Source organism: Desulforhopalus glucosivorans, assembly GCF_054397165.1.
On record NZ_AP044854.1, the window covers coordinates 3,234,253 to 3,255,340 of the forward strand.

Below are 21,088 nucleotides of genomic sequence, written 5' to 3' on the forward strand. Positions count from 1 at the left end.
ATAACGATATGTAGCCACAGAATGTGGCTAACAAATGAGCGTGAAATTAGTATCGGATAATTCCTCATTGCAGCTTTTTGGAACACCCAAATGATTTCGGAGAAACACTCGTTCCTTGTGGATGTCAGCCGGTGATATGCCGGCGCGGGAAACATCGCTGAAAGTTCCTGATAAGAACTCTACTGTATCTGAAAGATTGGCAACTACATTTTGCACACTCATTCAATCGTGGCCAATTAAGTTCAGAAGATGCTTCAAGAAAAGCTAGGGGATGGGGAATCTGCGGCAAGTAAGTGGTTCGAAAAATGGCTATCAATTCCTCGTACGCTGCCTGGAACTGCTACAATGTGCAAGCAGTACAGATAAGTAACAGGAATTGAATACCCACTTCACTATTCTTGAGTAGACAGAGTACTGCAGTGCTGTTTCTAAGTCAAAGTATTTCCGTTGTTATTTTTTTCGTAGTGTCGAGTAAGTGCTAAGTCGTCCAGTATGTCCCTAGGAAAGTGCTTGTAAGTGGAGAGAGCATGTACGAATCATCTCATCAGAAGATGCCCTACGCTGTCATGGGCCGGTTAGATTGTATAGGTCAGAATACTAGATTTATGAATATGGGGGGATAATTATACTTCAAGTTACCAACTTCTTTTTGAAAGCCGCTGTGATTTTACTGCTCGAATGTCTTGCCCCCACGATATTTCTTGCCACTGGCCCAATTTGCAGTTCAGAGAGTGGCCCAGTAACAAAAATCCTATCATGCCACTGCAGAGATGGCGTTATTACCGGAAATCCACAGGCAGCTGTTTTCAGGTTGAATTCGTTAATTGCCTGGTTAACGAAGCCGCCATTGGGGCATTTTTCCATAAATCCCGTGGCAAGAATAACTCTTTGACATTGATAACGACCTCGCCGTCCAATGAGCAAGGTGTCTCCGTTTTGACATTGCGTTTCGGTTATATCGTCAGATATGATGGTGAGTTTATTCAGTGATACTGCTTTGTCCAACTCAAGTTTCATGTCTTTTGGAACACTGCCTTTGGCTCTAGCCTCAACTATTTGTTGACGTCTTTGTTCAATCGGTGAGCGGTAGAACCCTTCTGTATACCTTGGACCTATCCAGCCTGGAGCAAAATCGAAATTACTGATGGAAATCTTCTTTCGGGAAATCAATAATACATCAGCGTTCAATTGTTCAGTCATTCTAAGAGCAATATGCCCCCCACTGATACCGCCACCGATAACCACAACCGGACCGTCATTTTGATAACCATCGAGGCAAAAATTGGGATCAAATACATGGCTTACCGACACGCCCTTTTCTCTGAGACGGACTGCCCAATCCGGCCACTGGGGTTGTTCACTCATTCCGATCGCTAGCAGTACATATCGAGCGTTGATCGTCTCATCTGCGGTCACAATGCTTACATATTGAGCTTTATGTTGAAGTTCTAAAACGCGGCCTTGTATATGCAAAGAATCCAGTTGATGATCATCAATCACCATCCGGCAATGTGCATCGAATAATTCCACTGACGGCCTGTTTTTAGGGGAGATAAAATTGGTGATTTTTCTGTTTTCTGGTAGTGCGGCGTACCTACGTAGTGAGAATGGATGGGTATCGATATGGTGAACTGAGGAGGAACGCAAATACTTCATCCCGCAATTTCGTGTGCAGCGTCGCCATTCATGGAGCAGTTCATCGTGAGGATCCAAAATTCGAATATCATCGTGCGTCATTTGGGTCTGTTGCAGTAAACAATGTGCCAGATGAACGCCGTGTATACCGCCGCCAATGATGAGCATTTCAAGCATTAGATGATCTCCTCCGTTTCACTGCATAAGCTTTCCCGTGACTAGTCCAGATAGATGATGTCTAATGCCTCATATATTGGCCCACTGAGTCAACAAAGGTTTCCTGCTAACATTATTGATCCAGACGTCAGAATGTCAATCAGGCTTGAAAATTGCCACCTCACTGCGTCTAATCTATTGAAGACCCATTCTCTAAACACTCGTGAAGAAATAAAAAATAGGAAGTGGTCGTGACCGGTCTTGTCCTAATTCTTTTGCCTCCAAATCGTAGAGTTTTAGAAACGTACAGTGCTGTTTTGGCATTCAATTAGTTTATTTTTGCTGGAAAAGAGACGGCAACTCACATAAGCTGGAAACAATCAATAAATTAAATTCGTTTTTTATATCACTCTGTAATCTGTTCAAATAGGATTAGGAACACTATATGGAAATTGGTAAAGAGCAAAATGAATCGACCATTTTGATAGTTGATGACAACCCGGTTATCGTCAGGCTTTTAGAGGCTCTTTTGACGGGGGCGTCCTATGTGGTTGAGACTGTTTTCAGTGGTGAGGAAGCTTTAAAAGTAATGAATAGAGTGAATCCCGACCTTGTGCTTCTTGATGTTGAGATGCCGGGGGGATCTGGACTTACTACCTGTCAGGCAATTAAGGCTAATTCACTTACCAGAGATATTCCGGTAATTTTTGTTACATCCCGTGGTGAGCGTAGGAATATAATTGAAGGTTTTGAGGCAGGTGGACAGGATTACATAGTCAAGCCGTTTACGCCGGCAGAACTGTTGATACGTGTCAAGACACATTTGACCCTTCGTCAAGTACAAGAAAAATTGCAGGAAAGCGTTGTTCGTTACCGCAATTTATCCATACTCGATGACCTCACAGGCTTTTACAATACACGTTATTTATATCAGTCTTTACACGAACAGTTAGAAAAACACCCAGACACACCACTCTCAGCAATCTTTATTGATATTGATAGTTTCAAAAAAGTGGTTGACACACACGGTCATCTTAACGGAAGTAATACTATAGCAGAACTGGCCGAGATCATCATGCCATTATTACCAGAGGACTGTTATGGTGTCAGTTATGGTGGTGATGAATTTGTTTTGATTTTGCCTGATCATGATCGGACTGATGGAAGGCAGTTAATGGAACGAATACGCAGGGTAATAGAAGAAACACGTTTTCTCTCGTTTTGTGACCTGAATATTAATATTACAGTCAGTAGTGGTATTGCTACTTTCCCATATGATGGAAAAACCCTCGAGGAGCTGCTTGGTAATGCTGATCATGCATTGTTTGAAGCAAAGCGTCTCGGGAAAAATATGGTGGTGAGCTTTTTGGAGTTGTCCAAGGAACCCACTTGAGAAAATGGTGTGAAGCGCTCCTCGTTTAGTAGATACTTCTGACTCTGTCTTCAGAAAGAGATTTTTCCTGAATCTCTTCGTCTGGTAAATCGTGGAGTTTGGTTGTTTGGATGTTGGACGAAGCCGCTCCGCGGCGGAACAACATTACCATGTAGTATACTTCTATAAGTACTTAATTCTGAGTACTTATAACCTTATAGGAGTATGCCATGAAAGCAAAAGAAAAGAAACGGTTTAACGAACTTTACGAGCGTCATTTAAATCTCCTGAAACTGCAAGGCATGGCTGAGAAAACAATCGAGGCCTATGCCCGTGGTGTTCGCCGGGCAATGATGTATTTTGATTGTGTTCCTGACAAAATTACAACTGAACAGCTTGAAGATTACTTTGTTGAACTCGTCAACAAGTACTCATGGAGCACTGTCCGGTGCGATCGGCTTGGCTTGATGTTTTTCTGGAAATACGTGCTTAAGCGCGACTGGCAATGGTTTACCATTATCAAACCACCGAAGGTGAAAACAATACCGGATGTTCTTACCACAGCTGAAGTTGAACAACTCGTCATCAATGCCCGAGAGCTGCGTTATCGTGTTTTTATCTTGACTACCTATTCAATGGGTCTTCGTCTTACCGAAGCGCTATCACTGCAAGTTGGTGATATTGATTCTGGGTACAAACGAGTCCATGTTCGTCGTGGTAAGGGCCATAAAGACCGCCTGGTTCCCTTACCTGACCGAACGTTGCATGCATTGCGTCTACTCTGGAAAGAACATCGTCACCCCAAGTGGATTTTTCCAAATTACCCGGATTCATTGGGGGTACTGCACCAATCCGATCTCCATCTGGGTAAAGTTGGAGCACAAAGTGCCATGAAGGCAATTGTAAAGAGTTGCAAGATTAAAAAAAAGTCTCCATCCATACTCTTCGCCATAGTTACGCTACCCACCTTCTTGAACGCGGCTTAAGCCTGCGCCATATCCAAGCACTTCTGGGACATTCCAGTCCGGCAACAACTGCACGATATACGAAATTAACAAAGGCTGTCGAAAGAGACAGTGCTGCAACCGTAAACGAGTTGATAAACAGCCTCCAATTCAAATCGGGAGGAAGTTGATTATGGAACTCGCAGCTATTGCAACACAATACTATGAGGCCTTTATTGCCAAGTACGGTGATTCCCTTTTACTTAGCCAACGTAAGGCATTGCATGCTATTTGCCGTTGCCGAACACCAGCATCAGGTGAGGTGTATGTCCAATGCTCTGAATGTAATCATACAGAATGGCGACCGTTATCATGTGGTAACAGGAACTGTCCAAAATGTCAGAATCATCAAGCAAGCCAGTGGATCGACAAACAACAGGAAAAGCTCTTACCGGTACCGTATTTTATGGCAACATTCACGTTGCCTTGCGAGCTTAGAAAGTTGGCATGGAGGAATCAAAAAACAGTCTATTCACTGTTCTTCAAGTGTGTTGCATCCACCCTGAAAGACTTCGGGCTTAATCAGAAAAATCTGGGGGCTGAAATTGGCATGACGATGGTCATGCACACAAACAACAGGAAACTCGACTACCATCCGCATATTCATGCGGTGATCCCAGGAGGAGGAATAGACAAACGCCATCGCTTCTGGAAAAAGGCCAAGGGAGAATACCTGTTCAATTCATTCTCTCTGGCCAAGGTCTTTCGTGCCCGCTGCATCGCAGAACTGGAAGAGACCGGCTTTTCTCTCCCTCCTATCAAACCAAAAAAATGGTTTGTGGACTGCCGACATGTCGGTAAGGGAGCGACTATATTGAAATACTTATCCCGGTATCTATATCGTGGTGTTCTCGGTGAAAAGAACATTGTTGCCAATAAAAACGGGAACGTCACTTTTAAGTACGTTGAAAGTAAATCTGGAGATACCTGCTTCAGAACCTTGCGAGGTGAGGACTTCCTCAAACTCTTGTTACAACATGTACTCCCAAAAGGGTTCAGGCGAGTGCGGGATTATGGATTTCTTCATGGCAATGCGAAGAAGTGGCGCGGATTAATCCAGCTTATCTTGTATGTCAAAATCGCATTCCCTAAACCACGAGTAAGGCCGACTTTCAAATGTTCAAGTTGTCGGTCCCCAATGTTCGTTGTTGGGTTTAGGTCACATTTTGAGGGCCCGGGATAAACAACCCTTGAGGCACCGGCCACCATCCTTTTACAGGGAGGTTGAAGTCTTTATGAGATAAACGCTTTTTCAAACCCTCAAGGGTAACAGGTAAGTTGCGTCCTTAGAAAAGTGAAGACAATCCAAATTCACTCCTACCACCTCTCGTTCCAGAATATATTTCCTTATTACTATACCGGGCTTGTCCAACAACGGATAAGATAGTGGTTCGTTCCTCACACTATCTATCCTTAATCGTTAGGCAGGCTGCAAGAAATCACGGCGGTATACGTAACAAAAGCCTCTCTGCTAAAGTAAACATATTTTCACCACAACCTAACTAACAAAAACACTCCCTGACTAAACGACAAACCCTATAATTCATCCCACATGATTGACTAAACTTTAATCCTGAGTTCCTTGTTTTTATGACAAAAACCCAAATTACATCACCAATGCCTCAGCAACGCCCGTCCTCCCTTTTATGATCATTGTAGAAAATATTTAGTTATTCACCTTTTGTTTGACCTTTTCACCTCCCTTATGTAGTTTAGGCTTCGATTTATGAAGCCTGGGGGAGTCCACGGACTGAGAGCTCAATCACGAGCGACCCTTTGAACCTGATCCGGTTGATACCGGCGTAGGGAAAGGATTAATTGGGTCTGCTGTACACTTCTCAAGATTCCGATCCCTATCTACACCCACAAGGAGATCGATTTTGATGAAGACTCAAATGGAATTTGCCCGCGAAGGAATAATAACCGATAAAATGCAACAGGCAGCCGATGATGCCTGCATACCTGCCTCGGAATTGCGTGATAAGATAGCGAAGGGAACTGCAATAGTCTGTCATAACAACCGTCACAAAGGCGGTACACCACTGGCTGTAGGCGAGGGAATTAAAACCCGTGTAAATGCCAACATTGGCACCAGTAAGGATGACACCAGTATCGACAACGAGCTTGCCAAGGCAAAGGTAGCTGTTGCTGCCGGTGCCGACGCCTTGATGGACCTCTCCACCGGTGGCCCCATCGACGAGATACGTGCTGCAATCATTAAAGAGACAAGTATTTGTATCGGCTCTGTACCTTTGTACCAGGCTGCCTGCGATACCGTTATCAAAAAAGGTAAGGCCATTGTCGATATGACCGTGGACGAAATTTTTGATGGGGTTAAAAAGCACCTCGACGATGGTGTTGATTTTATAACAGTTCACTGTGGTGTAACCCGCAGGACTCTAGAGATAATGGATCAGGAAGGCCGACTGATGGAGGTTGTTTCAAGGGGCGGGAGTTTTACCTGTGCCTGGATGGAGCATAACAATGCCGAAAATCCACTCTATGAATATTATGACAGGTTACTGGACCTGGTAAAGCCTTATGATGCAACACTCTCCCTTGGTGATGGATTTCGCCCAGGCGCCATAGCCGATGCCACAGACCGTGCTCAGATTCACGAATTGTCAACCCTTGGAGAATTGACCCAGCGGGCATGGGCCAAGGGAATACAGGTGATGATTGAAGGCCCGGGCCATGTTCCCCTTGACCAGATCCAGACCAACATGCAGCTGCAAAAAAGCTTATGTCACGGGGCACCGTTTTACGTCCTGGGGCCGTTGGTCACCGACATTGCCCCGGGTTACGACCACATTACCAGCGCCATTGGGGGTGCTATTGCCGCAAGCTCTGGGGCAGACTTTCTCTGCTATGTTACGCCAAGTGAACACCTCTGTTTACCCAATGCCCAGGATGTACATGAGGGTGTAATGGCCACCAGAATTGCAGCACATGCAGCCGACATCGTCAAAAAAATCCCCGGTGCAGCGGAGAGGGATTTCGCCATATCAAAGGCGCGTAAAGATCTCGACTGGGAAAAACAGTATGAGCTCGCCCTTGATCCTGCCCTTGCCCGAAAACGAAGAGGTGCAACAGAAGAAGCGGCCGATGTTCATGGAGCCTGCACCATGTGCGGAGAGCTTTGTGCCTATAAGGTTATGAACCAAAGAAAAGAAGCGGCGTAGGATACTAACGACATGGGCTACCTATTACAGGGAGCCCATGTCGTATGGCGAATTACTTATACCGCCGTTGCAAGCACCCGTCTTTTTTCCCTATAGCGCCTCAAAAGGTTCTCAATCACAAAGAGTATTAAGCCTCCCCAGACCATGGAAAAACCGATAAATCGTGCCTGGGGAAACTCCTCACCATAGATAAAAACCCCAAGGATTAGATTTATACTTGGTGCAAGGTACTGCATGAGGCCAACGGTTGAAAGGGGTATCCTTTTAGCGGCATAGCCAAATAAGAGAAGTGGCACGGTGGTGACCACGCCCGCTCCTATAAGCAGTAAAGATTCTGAGACCTGGACATGACCAAAGGCACCCTCCCCATGAAAGGCAAGCCACCCCAGTACCAGTGCTGCAGGAATAAAGAGTATCCCGGTTTCAAGGCAAAGAGCATCAAGTGCCCCCAGCTTACTTTTCTTATGGAGCAGCCCATAGGTTGCAAAACTAAAGGCGAGCACCAATGCAATCCATGGGAACTTCCCATAGTATATAGTGAGATAGAGTACCCCCAGAAAAGCGAATAACAGGGCAAGCCACTGCAGAGGCCGCATCCGTTCGCCAAAAAAGATCATTCCAAAGAGCACATTTAAAAGGGGATTAATAAAATAACCAAGACTCGCTTCCACAATGAAACCGGCATTAACCGCCCAAATATACAGGAGCCAGTTCACACCTAACAAAAGACCCGTGATGGTGTAGGTAATACAATTTTTTCGGTCTCGCAGACCTTCACGGAAGACCTTCATACCACCTGTTACCATGACAAGTCCCAAGGTCACCAACAGTGACCAGAACATACGGTGACAGAGGATTTCATAGGCTGGGACATTTTCCAGCGCCTTCCAATAGGCGGGTAATACTCCCCAAAGTACAAAAGCACCCGCAGCTGCGACAATTCCATTCACATTATTCATTTAATTTTCAAAGATTTTCGCCTGCTTTGCTCATATTAAGTTCAGGGTACTATCAAGGTCACTCTACTTTCATGGAAGGTAGCGCCCCCACCCATATCGGTTACTTTCTGGGAGGTGAGATCATTAATCCCACCTGCGCGGGCACCTGATTCATCGTCCTCTCCCCAGAATAGTCCTTCAGCCACAACAACACCTTTTTGGGTATCGTCGGTTACCCTTGCCTTTCTTCTGGAACGTCCCCGGTTATTAACGATAACAACAATAGTACCATCAGTCACATTAAAGCGCTTAGCATCAAAGGGGTGCACCAGAACTGTTCCCAGTTCTCCACTATACCGCTCTCCAAAGGTACTGTTGAGTAGATCCGGGTGGGGCGGTGTTATGAGGTGTAGGGGAAAACGAGCAAGCAGGTCAGGATCCACGGACTCGCCCGCTGGAAGTACACAGGCTGTAACTGGATCACTACTTCCATCAATTACCGAAAAGGGAATTTTCTCTGACTCGCCTTTTAACACATCACCACTGGCTGAACTTCTGGTGGAATGAACCAGTGCTCCACCCATAATCTCATCCACAGAAATACCTTCTGGAATACCTGACATTGATCCAACATACTTTCTCACTCTCTCTTCACAGGATTCTTTAAATACAGGATCATCAAAACCGCACTTTGCAGCCAGGGCCTGAAAGAAATCGAAGTTACTCCTGGCCTCACCCATTGGCGGGATAACCGGCCGCACAACCCCCATGTAAAAATGACCGTAGCCAGTGTAAACATCCATGTTTTCAAGAAAGGTAGTGGCCGGCAGCACAAGATCTGCGTAGCGGGCGGTGGGCGTCATTACCTGCTCATGTACCACGGTAAAAAGGTCTTCTCTTGCCAGGCCAAAACGGACAGTGCTACTGTCGGGATTTACCGTTGCCGGATTACTATTGTAAACAATAAGGGCCTTAACGGGGTCTTCCAAACCGGTCAGAGCATAGCCCAGATGAATCATATTAATGGTCCGGCCAGGCTCATTTCTGATTGAATCCTTTGTCAAAATATCCCTATCACCGCTAAACGCCCTGGAGCTGAGAAGAACACCTCGTCCGGTGCCTCCCATAAAAAGTCCAAGGGCTGCACTCAGAGAGGTTATGGAGCGTATACTCATCGCCCCCCTGCTGTTTCTTGATATTCCAATACCAATACGCACAAAGGTCTCTTTACAACCGGCCATCTGTCTTGCAAGGGACGTAATTGTAGCTTCATCAACACCGCTATCGTCAGCAAAGTCAGATAATTGCACATCCTGAACATAGGATTTAATGTCTTCAAAACCTGTGGTCTTTCGCGCTATAAAGCTGTGGTCGATGGAGTCGTCTTCTATGATGACCTTCAACATCCCCAGGGCAAGTGCACTATCCCCGCCAACCCTTACCTGAATATAGCTATCAGCAGACTGAGCAGTCTGATTGCGGTACGGATCAATAACAATGACCTTGGCCCCATTTTTTTTAGCTGTCGCTACGTACTGCCAAAAATGAACGTTGGTCACCTTGACATTAATACCCCAGATAATGATCAATTGAGCATCGGCTGCATTTTCAGGGGGACAACCTGGCAGACCTGCGCACTGTTTAGCCCAGCCTGCTCCAGAAGCTGCCGAACAGATGGTTTCACCAAGTTCTGAAGTGCCCAGTTTGCTAAAGAGAGGGTAGCCTGCAAAGCGGCTCACAGCGCCCATATTTCCTGCATAGGCATAGGGGAGAATTGCCTGACCTCCAAAATCTTTTTTCACCTGTAGAAGACGGGCTGCACAAATATCCAGGGCCTCATCCCAGCCTATTCTTTTAAACTTTCCCTCACCCTTTTTTCCCACCCGTGCCAAAGGATAAAGAATGCGCTTTTCAGAATTAACCCGCTCCGGGTATTTCTTCATTTTTCCACAGATAAACCCGTTGGTATAGGGGTGATCCTTGTCTCCTGAAAGAGATACTACCTTTCCATCATCTATTGTTACTCGTATCCCGCAGGCATCAGGGCAGTCCAATGGACAGATTGATTTTGCTATATGTGATTGTTCCATTTTATTCTCTACGATTGGGAAGGATAAACAGGTCGGCAGAACTGGAAGATCTTTTTTTTACAGATAATTTTCCAACTCCTGTCTTGTCAGGGCCATTATTTGAATATATAAATAAACAATTGGTATAAAAAATACACATTATTCTACAAACAGTTCTTTTTTTAACCGCTAAAACACTGAACCCTCTTCACAAACAGGAGACCTGAATGGGTGACCGGACTCTCGATTATGTTGCACTCTGCGTACTCATCTTTGTTGTACTCACTATCATATATGGCATTATCTACATCCATGACATTCCCTACGAGATTGCCAAAAAGAGAAAACACCCCCACCAGGACGCAATCCATACCGCAGGCTGGGTGAGTCTATTTCTCATGCACACGATCTGGCCCTTCCTGTGGATCTGGGCAACCCTCTACAAGCATGAGCGTGGCTGGGGGCTTGCTGGAGAGAAACCGAAAACTGAAAATCCGATACAAGACCAGCTGCAGCTCCTTGAAAACCGTATTAGTGAACTTGAGGCACAGCGGAAAAAAGAAGAGTCCAACTACGTAACTCACCTCAAACAACTCAACCAGGAACTGCAGCAACTACGCAAATCACCACGTAAAGGAGAGGATGCATAAATGGAAGCTCTACTTATTCTCACCTATGCCTCAGTCTGTTGGGTAATATTCAAAATATTCAAAATTCCTGTCAATAAATGGTCACTCACCACTGTGGTCCTTGGTGGGATTGTCATGATGGGAGTCATTCTTGCGGGTATGGCATACTATCACCCCGCCTCAATCACAGCCAGGTCCTACTTTATAACAACACCAATTGTGTCCAACGTTCGTGGTAAGGTTATCGAAGTTAATGTGAAACCTAACGAGCAGTTACAAAAGGGCGACGTACTTTGCAAAATTGACCCCACCCCTTTCCAGGCCCAGGTGGATAACGTTAAGGCACAACTGGATTTTTCAAGAACAAGACTGGAGGAATCAAAGACTCTGGCAGCAGCCTCAGCAGGCAGTGTATATGATGTGGAGAATTTTGAAAAGGAGGTCAAACGCCTTGAAGCTGAACTGATCTCTGCCCAGTTTAATCTCGATTCCACTGTAATAAAAGCTCCAACTGACGGCTTTGTAACCCACCTTCGCCTTCGTCCAGGAATGATGGCTGTGCCCCTGCCCCTGGCTCCAATCATGACCTTTGTTAATACCGATGAACCCACTTTCATCGCAGGCTTTAGTCAGCAGCCCATGCAGAACATAAAAGAGGGTAATCATGCAGAAGTGATCTTTCCTGGCATACCAGGAAGAATTTTCCAGGGCCGGGTAGAACATATCCTGGGCGCCCTTGCTGAGGGTCAACTCGCACCTTCTCTTCACATGGTCACTGTTAATGCCTACATGCCCGAGGGACTCATCCCTGTTTTTATTGAGTTCGAAGATGACATGTCAGAGTTTTTTCTACCAATGGGCAGTATTGGAACTGTAGCCGTGTACAGCGAAAAATGGCATCACGTTACCATCATTCGCAAGATGCTCATGCGCATGAAGAGCTGGCAGAATTTTGCAAAATTTCATTAATTTCAGATTCAACTTCAGGAATATTCGATGATAAAACATATAAGATCCACGGCTCTTTTTATTGGGATGTCAATAGCTTTAGCTGGGTGTAGTGGACCCATCGCAAGCCATGAGGAAGCGGTAACAGCCATTAAAGCTGACGTTGAAAAGAGTGCACTAGTAACAGAAAACTGGTCAGCTGCAGAATCTGGAGGCCTTGTCGATGATGGCTGGATTCGCAGCTTTAATGATCCTCAGCTCCTCACCCTGGTTGAGGAGGCACAGAACAATAATTTTGGTCTCAAGATCTCAGGCGCCAAGCTACAACAGGCTGAAGCCCTGGCAAGACAAGCTGGAGCAGCACTTAAACCCAGTGTAGGGCTTTCTGGCGGCTATGCAGATAGAAACAATGACACCCTGGATGAGCTGTACGGTGCGGGTCTCAAAGTTTCCTGGGAGGCCGATGTTTGGGGACGTATAGGCTCAGCCGAGGCTGGTGCCAAGGAAACCGCAGAAGCTTCCCGTGCCGATTATGAATTTGCCAGGCAGTCCCTGGCAGCGGCCACCGCTAACGGCTGGTTTCTTGCCAACAGCAGCAAGATCCTTAACGACTATGCCGAGGAAGTGGTAAAAATCCTTACGCAGACTCTGAAAATAGCAGAAACCAAAAATCAGGTGGGACAGGGAACCATGCAGGCGGTTCACCTTGCGAAAGCGGATCTTGCCTCCGCCCAGGAAGCCGCACGAAAAGCACTATCCGCCCAGGAGAATGCAAAAAGAAGTTTAGAACTGCTCCTTGGTCGCTACCCTTCTGCTGATCTGGCAACAGATGACACACTGACAGCGGTTCCCCCACCCGTAGCAACGGGTATCCCATCAGAGGTACTCGAGAGAAGACCCGATCTCATTGCCGCAGAAAACCGTGTGGCCGCAGCTTTTTATAAACAGAGGGAAGCAGAACTACTTCATCTACCAAGGTTTAATTTTTCCATAGGCTTATCTATTAATAACCTCAGTGATGCCATCAGCAATCTTGCTGCAGGAATCTTCGCCCCACTCTACACTGGCGGTGCCATTGAAGCGGAAGTAGAACAGGCAACCGCAGTCCAGCAGGAAACAATTGCCGCCTACGGGCAGACTGCACTCACCGCCTTTAAAGAGGTAGAAACAGCCCTTGCGGGAGAAGACCACCTGTTAAAACGTGAGGAATATCTACAAACAGTGGTTGAGGAAAACTACAAGGCGTATACCCTTGTCAAAACTCAATACGATGTTGGCAAGATTGATATGCTCGACCTACTCACCGTTCAGAATAAATGGGTCCAGGCACGGATAGCCCTTGTGGATGTAGAAACCCAGAGACTCCTTAACAGAACGGGTTTGCATCTGGCTCTTGGTGGCAGTTTCGAGTAGTAGTGTAAAAAAGAATAACCACCCGTAATCAAAAAACGCATAGTAAAAAGGAGTTGTAGTGATTTATCAGAATCTTGCTATTCTCGCTTTCCTCGCCTTTTTTTATAGCGTAATAAGTGGTTGGCTTGAAAAAACCCCCATAAATGGCGCTTTTGTCTACACAGCCTTTGGTCTGTTACTTGGTAATACTGGGCTTGGATTACTCGGATTTGAAATTAATGAAGAGGGACTGCGTGTAATTGCCGAGATCACTCTGGCTGTGGTGTTGTTTTCAGATGCCGCTAATTCAGACTTTTCTGTACTCAAAAAAAATCTTGGTTATCCCAAACGGTTGTTATTAATAGGCCTGCCATTGACAATCCTTTTGGGTTTTATTGCCGGGGCCATACTATTTAGTGACCTGTCCTGGATCGCGCTTGCAGTACTCGCAACCATGTTAGCACCCACCGATGCGGCACTTGGTAAAGCTGTTGTCTCAGATGAGGCGGTGCCAGCGCCAATCAGACAAAGTCTGAATATGGAGAGTGGTCTTAATGATGGCATTTGCGTTCCGGTATTGTTCGCCTTTCTTGCAATTGCCTCAGGTGATGAAAATGGGAACGGGCTGTTGATGCATTTGATGATAGAAGAAATTGGCATCGGAATGCTGTGCGGTCTCGCATTCACATCTGTCGGTTGCTTTCTATTGAATGTAGCGTATCGTTATGGCTGGCTGAACGAATCCTGGCGGCAATTGCCGGTTGTAACCCTTGCTGTACTGTGCTTTACCTCCGCACAACTTGCAGGGGGAAGTGGTTTTATCGCGGCGTTCGCAGGAGGCATGCTCTTTGGATGGCTCGCCAGACGCCACAAAGAAGAATTGCTGGTTTCAGCAGAGGCAACGGGTGACACTTTAGCCATGGTAACCTGGGTAATATTCGGGGCTGCTGTTGTCGGCCCCTCGCTTTCCTCTTTTACTCCGGTAGTATTAGTATATTCCCTTGTAAGCCTTACACTGGTGAGAATGCTTCCGGTATTTATATGCTTACATGGAACCCAACTAAGCGCTGCAGATAAATTATTCATAGGATGGTTTGGGCCAAGGGGACTGGCGAGCATTGTATTCGGTGTAATTGTCCTGGGCGAACATCTTCCTGGCGGAGATACCATTTCAACGACCATGATATGCACCGTACTTTTGAGTGTCATCCTTCATGGGGTAAGTGCTAATCCGCTTGTAAAGGCCCTCGCCCGACGACCATAACCAACGCACTGTAACAAATTCTGTTCCAAACAGGGCACACTGTTTCTCATTTGACAGTCACACGCTTGGCTGCTGAATGCAATCTTGGCTACAAACCGCCTGGCCACATACTGGAATGAATTTTGAGTGGAGTGCCGTTCGCATCGCTACCTGTTTCCCCCGGACTCTAATTTTTCGATTCCTCAGCAAAGTAACCAGCGTTTTATATAGATCAGTTTTAAATACGCTTAAAATCTGTATTTAATACCCGCACGATATTTCATTTGTCTACGATCAGTGGATGCATCACTACCTTTAATGTTCCAAACCTCAATATATGGGAGCCACTTCCCCATCAATGAAATTTGCAATTTCATAACGGTAACGTAAAGCTGTAGTCAAACCAAGATCAGTCTTATAAACTATACGCATTTGTGGTTTTAGGGTGGTCTTTGATGATGTAACAGCAATCGACATTTTTGGTTTGAACTTCCACTTGCCGGTTGTATAAGCTAAACCCGGGTCTAATTCGGTTTCGTCGAGACCTACATCTTTAAAAGCCTTTGTTTCGTCTGTGCGGCCTTTAAATTTCATTTCAATACTTGCATCGGCTTTTAAATTTTGAATATCTTCTGAAGATATAAAGCTTTCACTTAGTTTTTCACGACTTGTATGTTTATTACCTTCATCTCCATTTTACTGTATTTCATGGCGAAAATCCAAAGTTGCTGCTGTAGCTGTACCTGATAATACCGTTGCTGCTACAGCAACAATTACTTTGTTACTCAGTTTTATTGTTAGTGGATGTAAATGTAACTTGTAGAAGAGTGAAACTCATACTTGAGTATCATCATGAGGGTGGCTGGATTAATCGGAATGCCCAAAGGTTTCTTTTTGATTCTCTGCCGTTAGCAGTTTTCTTGAAAACCAATATAAGCAGTAGCTTACAACAACTATTCAAAAAAAAGCACCTGCGCCATTTGTCTTTGGCACAGGCACCAATCTTGGACTATCCCAACATGGCATGACCACTGTAAAGATAACGCTTAATTTTATGGGTAGCTGTTTTTATAAACGGTTCCCGACGCTCAAAGACTTTGGCTAAGCGCGAGGACTTAGGCAACTGGTCATTGAGTTCTTTCCTGACATTTTCAAGTAGATTTTCCATATACTGGCGTCTTTCGGTTCTTGAGATGCCTGCAGTCTCTTCGTCAATAACCTCATAATCGGGATAGACCCAGGCCTCAATTTTACCATTATTGTCAACGACCAGGCTTTCAACCACCCAGCCGTAGGTATTGATTTTATGCTCTATTGCCTCCGGATACACATTTTCTCCGTTCGGCAGCACAACTACATTTTTCGATCTGCCGCATACGTGGAGGTTACCCTTTTTATCCATCCGTCCAAGATCACCGGTGCGCAACCAACCATCACTACTCAGTACTTCATCAGTACTCTCCTGATCTTCGTAATACCCACGCATCACGTTCGGCCCACAGATCGAAATTTCTCCAATACCTGAGTCAGGATCTGGATTAATAATTTTAATCTCAACCCCAGAGATTGGCTTTCCTGTGGAACCAATGGTGATTGTTTTATCTCCTGACGGTCCACCAGCGATAAGTGGGGCCGATTCGGTCATCCCATAACCGATAAGGTACGGAAAACCAGCCTCATTGAGAAACTTTTCAACATCCGGGTTAAGAGCAGCACCACCAACCCCCATCAGTTTGAGATTTCCCCCAAAAAAGTTAAGCAGCTTGCGACCAATTTTTCTATAGATCAACTTACGACTCATCCCCACCTTACACATCATTCTCAGAACAGTGCTTTTCTCAATCTGGGGGAGAACCCTCTTTTTGTATATTTTCTCCAGCACCAGGGGAACTGCAAATATGGCAAAGGGTTTTTCGTGGGCACAGAGTTTTTGCAAGATGGCCGGAGTCGGTGATTTCCCGGCGTATGCAATACGGCCACCGCAGAGCAACGGTAGCATAAAACCACAGGTAAACTCATAGGTGTGGGACATTGGCAGGATTGAGAGCCAAACTGACCCGGGAGGTATATCCATTAAATCTGCAGCGGCGTAGGCATTAGCAGTCAGATTTTTATGGGTGAGCATAACCGCTTTTGAGTAACCGGATGTCCCAGAGGTGTATAGGATTGAAGCAAGGTCATCTTCCCCAACCACTGGAAAATATGGGTCCTCAGGATTATCATCAAAAGCTGTAATGGCTTCCACCAGAAAGGTGGCAAAGGTAATAACTGGAACAATACTTATTTCAGCCGTATAATCATCAAGGGTAATGACCAAACCTTTCAATTCATTGCGCAATTCATAAATTTTATCAATCTGTTTTTGCGTAGTAAAGAGAGCTTTGACTTGCATTTCGTTAAGAATATGATGCACATCACTCTCAGGCAAATCAGGAAGAATGGGTACCGCAATGGCACCAGTGCGAACTATGGCAAGATAGGCAATCCCCCAGTTATGTGAGTTTTCACTGAGAATTGCAACATGGTCACCCTTTCGAATTCCCTCGTTTTGTAACTTTACAGCCAGAGCCAGGATTCGCTTATGGAAGGTTCCGTAGGTAAGGGGTTCTTCCATTGCCATACCGATGGCAGGAAGATCCTTATATTTTGTACAACTTGAATCAACGACGTAATTTAACGTCATACCAACTTCTACAACTGCGTTCATATATCACCTCAAGTTTCACACTATTACGTGTGAGGCTCAAATTTCTGATCAGTCTATGGTCCAGAGTGGATAAATGTACACAAAAGTAGCGATGGGGTCAATCTTCAGAGGCAAAACCGAGGCTTAAACAAGTAAGATCAGGGGCTTTCGCAGAAAGAAATTCTATAGGACAGAAATAATTTGACCGTAACTACAAGTAACAATGGCGAGGTGAAAAGGAGTTAGCGCGATTATTCATCGTCCTCATCTTCAAGGAGTCCATTTACAGCAGCCAGAAGAACATCCACAGTGAAGGGCTTGCCTACAGTCACAACCCTGTCAAGATATCCAGCCACAGCAAGATATCTCTCCTTTGAGATATTACCGCCACCGGAAATTGCCACAATTGGAAGATCGGGAACATCAACGCGCAGGTCAAGAATAGTCTGCAAACCATCTTTTACAGGCATAACCATATCAGTCACGACAAGATCGCAGGGATCTTTTCTGAACAATTCCACACCTTCCTGCCCATTTTCGGCAACGAGAACCTCATACCCTCCGTGCAGAAGGATTTTTCGTATCACATCAAGTGCAGTCGGTTCATCGTCTATAACAAGAATACGCTTTTTTTCGGTCATGTTTCCCAGTTGGTATGTTTTAGTTGTCCTTTAAAGAGTATACACCTGAAATATTTTTTTCAACTTAAAATTACGAACTACGTATCAATTCCAACGCCTCCACAGTAAAAGTAAGAGTACCAAAGTCCTCTTCAATCACCCCCAGGAGTCTATACCCCCTACCACTTTGCAGTACATGAGCGTATGTTCTGTAAATGTTAGGGAAAAAAGTTGTTTCAACAATTGATGTTTCATCTTCAAATGTTAAAAACTCCATAACTTCTCCTGTTTTAGTCGAGATCAGCTTTCCCGTGAGCAACCATCCGGCTATAGTTACCCTTTGCCCTACCCGTGAAGGAAGATCTTTAATTTTCACCAGCTGCTTTGCATAAGTCTGTCTACCAGTTGTTTGAGTCTGTAAAAACTCAAGCGGGTGGTGATTACAGAGAAAACCCAGGACCTTATACTCATGGCGCATCTGAGTTATCTTGTCTGGCGGTGGAAGTTGAGGGGCCTTAGGCAAAGGGGTCTCAAACAAGGTTCCACAGCCCCTACTCTTTTTCAGATGCTGGAAACTCGCCCACTGCCACAACAATACTGTTCGGTTAGGGTTCGTTGCAATTGAGTCAAGACCACCTCCATGAATCAGGGCGCGTGCTTCATTGTCTGAAGGTCTTGTTCTGGTGAAAAAATCATATTCTGATATAAACTCTCTTTTTTTCCTCTGAGTGACAATTCTATGAAGAAACTTTTCAGACAAACCGTGGACGGTCATTAATCCAACCCGAATCTCTTCTTCCCTCCCAGTCCAGGAAATCTCACTCTTGTTCACATCTGGTGGCAATACCGTAAGTCCCATACGTCTTGCTTCAGACGCATAAGCAAACGTTGAATAGTAACCGCCTCCATTTGATATTACAGCAGCCATAAACTGGGCGGGATGGTGACACTTCAGATACGCCGCCTGGAATGAAACCCTGGCATAGGAGGCAGAGTGGGGTTTGCAAAATGAATACCCATCAAAACTCATCATCATCTCCCACATACGAATAATTTCCTCCGGGTCGACATTATTTCCAACGCACCCTGAAAAAAATTTATCCTTATACTCACGCAGGCGGACAAACTTATCTTTTTTGGACAATATTTTCCGCAGACCATCCGCCTCACCATGACTAAATCCGGCAAGGGCTACCGCAACCTTTGAGACATCTTCCTGATATACCATCAGGCCAAAGGTCTCATCTAGAATATCACCAATCTCCTCACAAAGGGGTTGCCAGGCACCGCCATGAAGACGCCTGACATATTCCCGGACAAATTCATTTGCGGCTGGCCGAATGATAGATGACTGGATCACCAGTTGTTCAAAATCCCCTGTTCCTGCTTTTTGTTCTAAAAGTCGCATTGCAGGGCTCTCAATATAAAAGCACCCCATGGTTTTGCCGGCAGCTACAGCACATTTTGTAGGCACATCATCCTCAGGATGCCAATTCAGTTCGTCTAAAAATTTACCCTCCTTTTGTACGGCATCAACAGCATCACGAATGACACCAAGACTTCTATTTCCTAAAAGATCAATTTTAACAAGGCCTGCTTCTTCGGTCGAATCCTTCTCCCACTGAATAATCGGAACCCCTTTTGGAGCCATTTGTACCGGCACATATGTAGCGATAGGCTTTGGTGTAATAACAACCCCACCAGGATGGATGGACAAATATCTGGGGAGACCAATTAACTGTTCGGCAAGGCGCAGCACCTGGGGCCAGGGCTCTGAGAGGTCCTGATCCCTTAGAGCCGGTAAAGTTGTCAGCTTATCCGTTAAACTCTCACTTTCTCCACTACTATACATATATGGGATTTTTCCGGTCAGACGTGATATCTCATATCCCGGTAAACCAAAGACCTTCGCCGTTTCGCGGATTGCCATGCGAGGCTGGAAGAATACATGGTTACATACCATAGCCGAATAGCCCTTAAAGTCATCAAGAACATCGCGTATAACCGCATCCCGCTCATCCCAGGAAAAATCTATATCGATATCTGGCGGATCTTTTCTTTCCGGGTTAAGAAAACGCTCAAAATAGAGGTTATATTTCACCGGACAGACGTTGGTGATCATCAGGCAATAGGCAACAAGGGATGCAGCCCCAGAACCGCGACCGCAGATTCTTCGCTGCACCCTCGTGCCATCCTTCTGCTTTCTATGGACAATGTCCCGCACTACAAGAAAATATGAAGAGAAGCCCATCTGGTCAATAATTCTCAGTTCATGTTCAAGTCGTTCAACAACCTCCTCTCCCAGATCCCTCCCGTATCGTTTAGCCGCCCCCTGATACGCCTTTTCTCTCAAATCGGCTTTAGCATCACTTGACCCTTCACCCCGCCATGGTGGCATAACAATACCAAATTCAGGCCCTCTGAAAGTGCATAAGGATGCTGTTTTTGTCGTATTCTCAAGCACCTCAGGCCAGATTGAAAAACTCTTTTGATAATCTGTAGGTGAGCGCAAAAAGTTTACGCCGTCTAAAGGTTTGTCATAGGTGTGCAGGTCAAGACAACGGCCCTGACCTATGGCCTGAACCAATTTATATAGAGGAGCATCCTCACTGTTGGCCAGGTCACTATCAGCGGTTGCAACACAAGGAATCCCATTCTTTTGTGCTTGCTGTCGGAGGGTACGACTGTGACTCCCAGGGGCACTACCAAGATCCCCCACAACATTGAGCCGGGCTCTGTGGTAGCGCTCTAGAAGCGTTATATCAGTGGCGAGAATAACAAGCCCTGCTCCAAGGTCCAGAACATCTGTTTCAAGACTAAAATCTTCTTTTGTATGTCGCAAACTTATGAGCCGACATAGATTACTGTAGCCCTCACTATTTTTCACAAGACAAGTAATAAGACGATTTGAGGCAGGTTCTGATATCTCTGCGCCGACAATAGCCTGCAGGCCGTATGTGGTGCAGCTTTTTAGAAAACTCCACAGACCATACAAGTTATCCCTGTCTGTAATTGCAAGCCCTTTAAAACCAAGAGTCTTAGCCCTGCGACAAAGCTCGTCCGGGGAGGAAACCCCTTGTCTGAGTGAATAATAGGAACGAACACGAAGAGCAAACATATGGTTATAATTGATATGGTTATAATTGATATGGCCGTAATTGAAGAAGTTGTAATACATCGCAAGGATTGCAATTGTATTAAGTTATTCCATGGG

Annotated in this window: 15 protein-coding genes, 1 pseudogene and 1 riboswitch; of the genes and pseudogenes, 8 read left to right on the forward strand and 8 right to left on the reverse strand. The window is 45.4% G+C overall.

Annotated features, from left to right (window positions below; all coding sequences use genetic code 11):
- Nucleotides 1-630 precede the first annotated feature (630 nt).
- A complete protein-coding gene (locus ACX6CI_RS14010; RefSeq protein WP_458774265.1) occupies nucleotides 631-1,812 on the reverse strand; it encodes an NAD(P)-binding domain-containing protein in 1,182 nt (393 codons plus the stop codon).
- Between the two features lie 424 nt (nucleotides 1,813-2,236).
- Between ACX6CI_RS14010 and ACX6CI_RS14015 the strand changes: the two genes are divergently transcribed.
- The 4 genes and pseudogenes from ACX6CI_RS14015 (at nucleotide 2,237) to thiC (ending at nucleotide 7,349) form a co-directional block, all read left to right on the forward strand.
- The gene (locus tag ACX6CI_RS14015; RefSeq protein ID WP_458774266.1) at nucleotides 2,237-3,184 is read left to right on the forward strand and encodes a diguanylate cyclase; all 948 of its coding nucleotides are present in this window, start codon (nucleotides 2,237-2,239) and stop codon (nucleotides 3,182-3,184) included.
- 209 nt (nucleotides 3,185-3,393) lie between these two features.
- Nucleotides 3,394-4,298 (forward strand): annotated as a pseudogene (locus tag ACX6CI_RS14020) (tyrosine-type recombinase/integrase).
- A 2-nt stretch (nucleotides 4,299-4,300) separates the two neighbouring features.
- Complete coding sequence (locus ACX6CI_RS14025) at nucleotides 4,301-5,350, forward strand: IS91 family transposase (protein ID WP_458774267.1); 1,050 nt, start codon at nucleotides 4,301-4,303, stop codon at nucleotides 5,348-5,350.
- A gap of 542 nt (nucleotides 5,351-5,892) precedes the next feature.
- A riboswitch (TPP riboswitch) is annotated at nucleotides 5,893-5,994 on the forward strand.
- A 53-nt stretch (nucleotides 5,995-6,047) separates the two neighbouring features.
- A complete protein-coding gene (gene thiC / locus ACX6CI_RS14030; RefSeq protein WP_458774268.1) occupies nucleotides 6,048-7,349 on the forward strand; it encodes a phosphomethylpyrimidine synthase ThiC in 1,302 nt (433 codons plus the stop codon).
- Nucleotides 7,350-7,405: 56 nt separating this feature from the next.
- On the opposite strand, the gene rarD is transcribed toward thiC, so the two are convergent.
- Together rarD and ACX6CI_RS14040 are read right to left on the reverse strand one after the other, a co-directional pair.
- Nucleotides 7,406-8,308, reverse strand: a complete 903-nt coding sequence (rarD, locus tag ACX6CI_RS14035) for an EamA family transporter RarD (protein ID WP_458774269.1) — start codon at nucleotides 8,306-8,308, stop codon at nucleotides 7,406-7,408.
- A 41-nt stretch (nucleotides 8,309-8,349) separates the two neighbouring features.
- Nucleotides 8,350-10,377, reverse strand: a complete 2,028-nt coding sequence (locus tag ACX6CI_RS14040) for a molybdopterin-containing oxidoreductase family protein (RefSeq protein WP_458774270.1) — start codon at nucleotides 10,375-10,377, stop codon at nucleotides 8,350-8,352.
- Between the two features lie 206 nt (nucleotides 10,378-10,583).
- Here ACX6CI_RS14040 and ACX6CI_RS14045 point away from each other — a divergent pair, with 206 nt between their 5' ends.
- Genes ACX6CI_RS14045 through ACX6CI_RS14060 form a run of 4 tightly spaced genes read left to right on the forward strand, consistent with a single transcriptional unit; the run spans nucleotide 10,584 to nucleotide 14,589 of the window.
- The gene (locus ACX6CI_RS14045) at nucleotides 10,584-11,006 is read left to right on the forward strand and encodes a DUF3302 domain-containing protein (protein ID WP_458774271.1); all 423 of its coding nucleotides are present in this window, start codon (nucleotides 10,584-10,586) and stop codon (nucleotides 11,004-11,006) included.
- Nucleotides 11,007-11,954 carry an HlyD family secretion protein gene (locus tag ACX6CI_RS14050; protein WP_458774272.1) on the forward strand — a complete coding sequence of 316 codons (948 nt, stop codon included), beginning with the start codon at nucleotides 11,007-11,009 and terminating at the stop codon, nucleotides 11,952-11,954.
- Between the two features lie 27 nt (nucleotides 11,955-11,981).
- A complete protein-coding gene (locus ACX6CI_RS14055; protein WP_458774273.1) occupies nucleotides 11,982-13,346 on the forward strand; it encodes a TolC family protein in 1,365 nt (454 codons plus the stop codon).
- A 58-nt stretch (nucleotides 13,347-13,404) separates the two neighbouring features.
- Nucleotides 13,405-14,589: a cation:proton antiporter gene (locus ACX6CI_RS14060; RefSeq protein ID WP_458774274.1), complete on the forward strand. Its 1,185-nt coding sequence runs from the start codon at nucleotides 13,405-13,407 to the stop codon at nucleotides 14,587-14,589.
- 227 nt (nucleotides 14,590-14,816) lie between these two features.
- Here ACX6CI_RS14060 and ACX6CI_RS14065 read toward each other — a convergent pair whose 3' ends face one another.
- The 5 genes from ACX6CI_RS14065 to ACX6CI_RS14085 all read right to left on the reverse strand — a co-directional run bounded on the left by ACX6CI_RS14065 (nucleotide 14,817) and on the right by ACX6CI_RS14085 (nucleotide 20,992).
- Nucleotides 14,817-14,945 (reverse strand): oligogalacturonate-specific porin KdgM family protein, encoded by a 129-nt coding sequence (locus tag ACX6CI_RS14065; protein WP_458774275.1) that lies wholly within the window; start codon nucleotides 14,943-14,945, stop codon nucleotides 14,817-14,819.
- Complete coding sequence (locus ACX6CI_RS14070; RefSeq protein WP_458778513.1) at nucleotides 14,899-15,162, reverse strand: hypothetical protein; 264 nt, start codon at nucleotides 15,160-15,162, stop codon at nucleotides 14,899-14,901. Before ACX6CI_RS14070 ends, ACX6CI_RS14065 begins: the two co-directional genes overlap by 47 nt.
- 415 nt (nucleotides 15,163-15,577) lie before the next feature.
- Complete coding sequence (locus tag ACX6CI_RS14075; protein ID WP_458774276.1) at nucleotides 15,578-17,275, reverse strand: AMP-binding protein; 1,698 nt, start codon at nucleotides 17,273-17,275, stop codon at nucleotides 15,578-15,580.
- Between the two features lie 230 nt (nucleotides 17,276-17,505).
- On the reverse strand, nucleotides 17,506-17,895 hold the full coding sequence (locus ACX6CI_RS14080) for a response regulator (RefSeq protein WP_458774277.1): 390 nt from the start codon (nucleotides 17,893-17,895) through the stop codon (nucleotides 17,506-17,508).
- Nucleotides 17,896-17,965: 70 nt separating this feature from the next.
- Nucleotides 17,966-20,992: a DNA polymerase III subunit alpha gene (locus tag ACX6CI_RS14085; protein WP_458774278.1), complete on the reverse strand. Its 3,027-nt coding sequence runs from the start codon at nucleotides 20,990-20,992 to the stop codon at nucleotides 17,966-17,968.
- Nucleotides 20,993-21,088: the final 96 nt, after the last annotated feature.

Bases quoted from the DNA above. Each gene is read 5' to 3' on its own strand.
- ACX6CI_RS14010 (WP_458774265.1), bottom strand. From the start codon at position 1,812: ATGCTTGAAATGCTCATCATTGGCGGCGGTATACACGGCGTTCATCTG.
- ACX6CI_RS14015 (WP_458774266.1), top strand. From the start codon at position 2,237: ATGGAAATTGGTAAAGAGCAAAATGAATCGACCATTTTGATAGTTGAT.
- ACX6CI_RS14025 (WP_458774267.1), top strand. From the start codon at position 4,301: ATGGAACTCGCAGCTATTGCAACACAATACTATGAGGCCTTTATTGCC.
- rarD (WP_458774269.1), bottom strand. From the start codon at position 8,308: ATGAATAATGTGAATGGAATTGTCGCAGCTGCGGGTGCTTTTGTACTT.
- ACX6CI_RS14040 (WP_458774270.1), bottom strand. From the start codon at position 10,377: ATGGAACAATCACATATAGCAAAATCAATCTGTCCATTGGACTGCCCT.
- ACX6CI_RS14045 (WP_458774271.1), top strand. From the start codon at position 10,584: ATGGGTGACCGGACTCTCGATTATGTTGCACTCTGCGTACTCATCTTT.
- ACX6CI_RS14050 (WP_458774272.1), top strand. From the start codon at position 11,007: ATGGAAGCTCTACTTATTCTCACCTATGCCTCAGTCTGTTGGGTAATA.
- ACX6CI_RS14055 (WP_458774273.1), top strand. From the start codon at position 11,982: ATGATAAAACATATAAGATCCACGGCTCTTTTTATTGGGATGTCAATA.
- ACX6CI_RS14065 (WP_458774275.1), bottom strand. From the start codon at position 14,945: ATGAAATTGCAAATTTCATTGATGGGGAAGTGGCTCCCATATATTGAG.
- ACX6CI_RS14070 (WP_458778513.1), bottom strand. From the start codon at position 15,162: ATGAAATTTAAAGGCCGCACAGACGAAACAAAGGCTTTTAAAGATGTA.
- ACX6CI_RS14075 (WP_458774276.1), bottom strand. From the start codon at position 17,275: ATGAACGCAGTTGTAGAAGTTGGTATGACGTTAAATTACGTCGTTGAT.
- ACX6CI_RS14080 (WP_458774277.1), bottom strand. From the start codon at position 17,895: ATGACCGAAAAAAAGCGTATTCTTGTTATAGACGATGAACCGACTGCA.
- ACX6CI_RS14085 (WP_458774278.1), bottom strand. From the start codon at position 20,992: ATGTTTGCTCTTCGTGTTCGTTCCTATTATTCACTCAGACAAGGGGTT.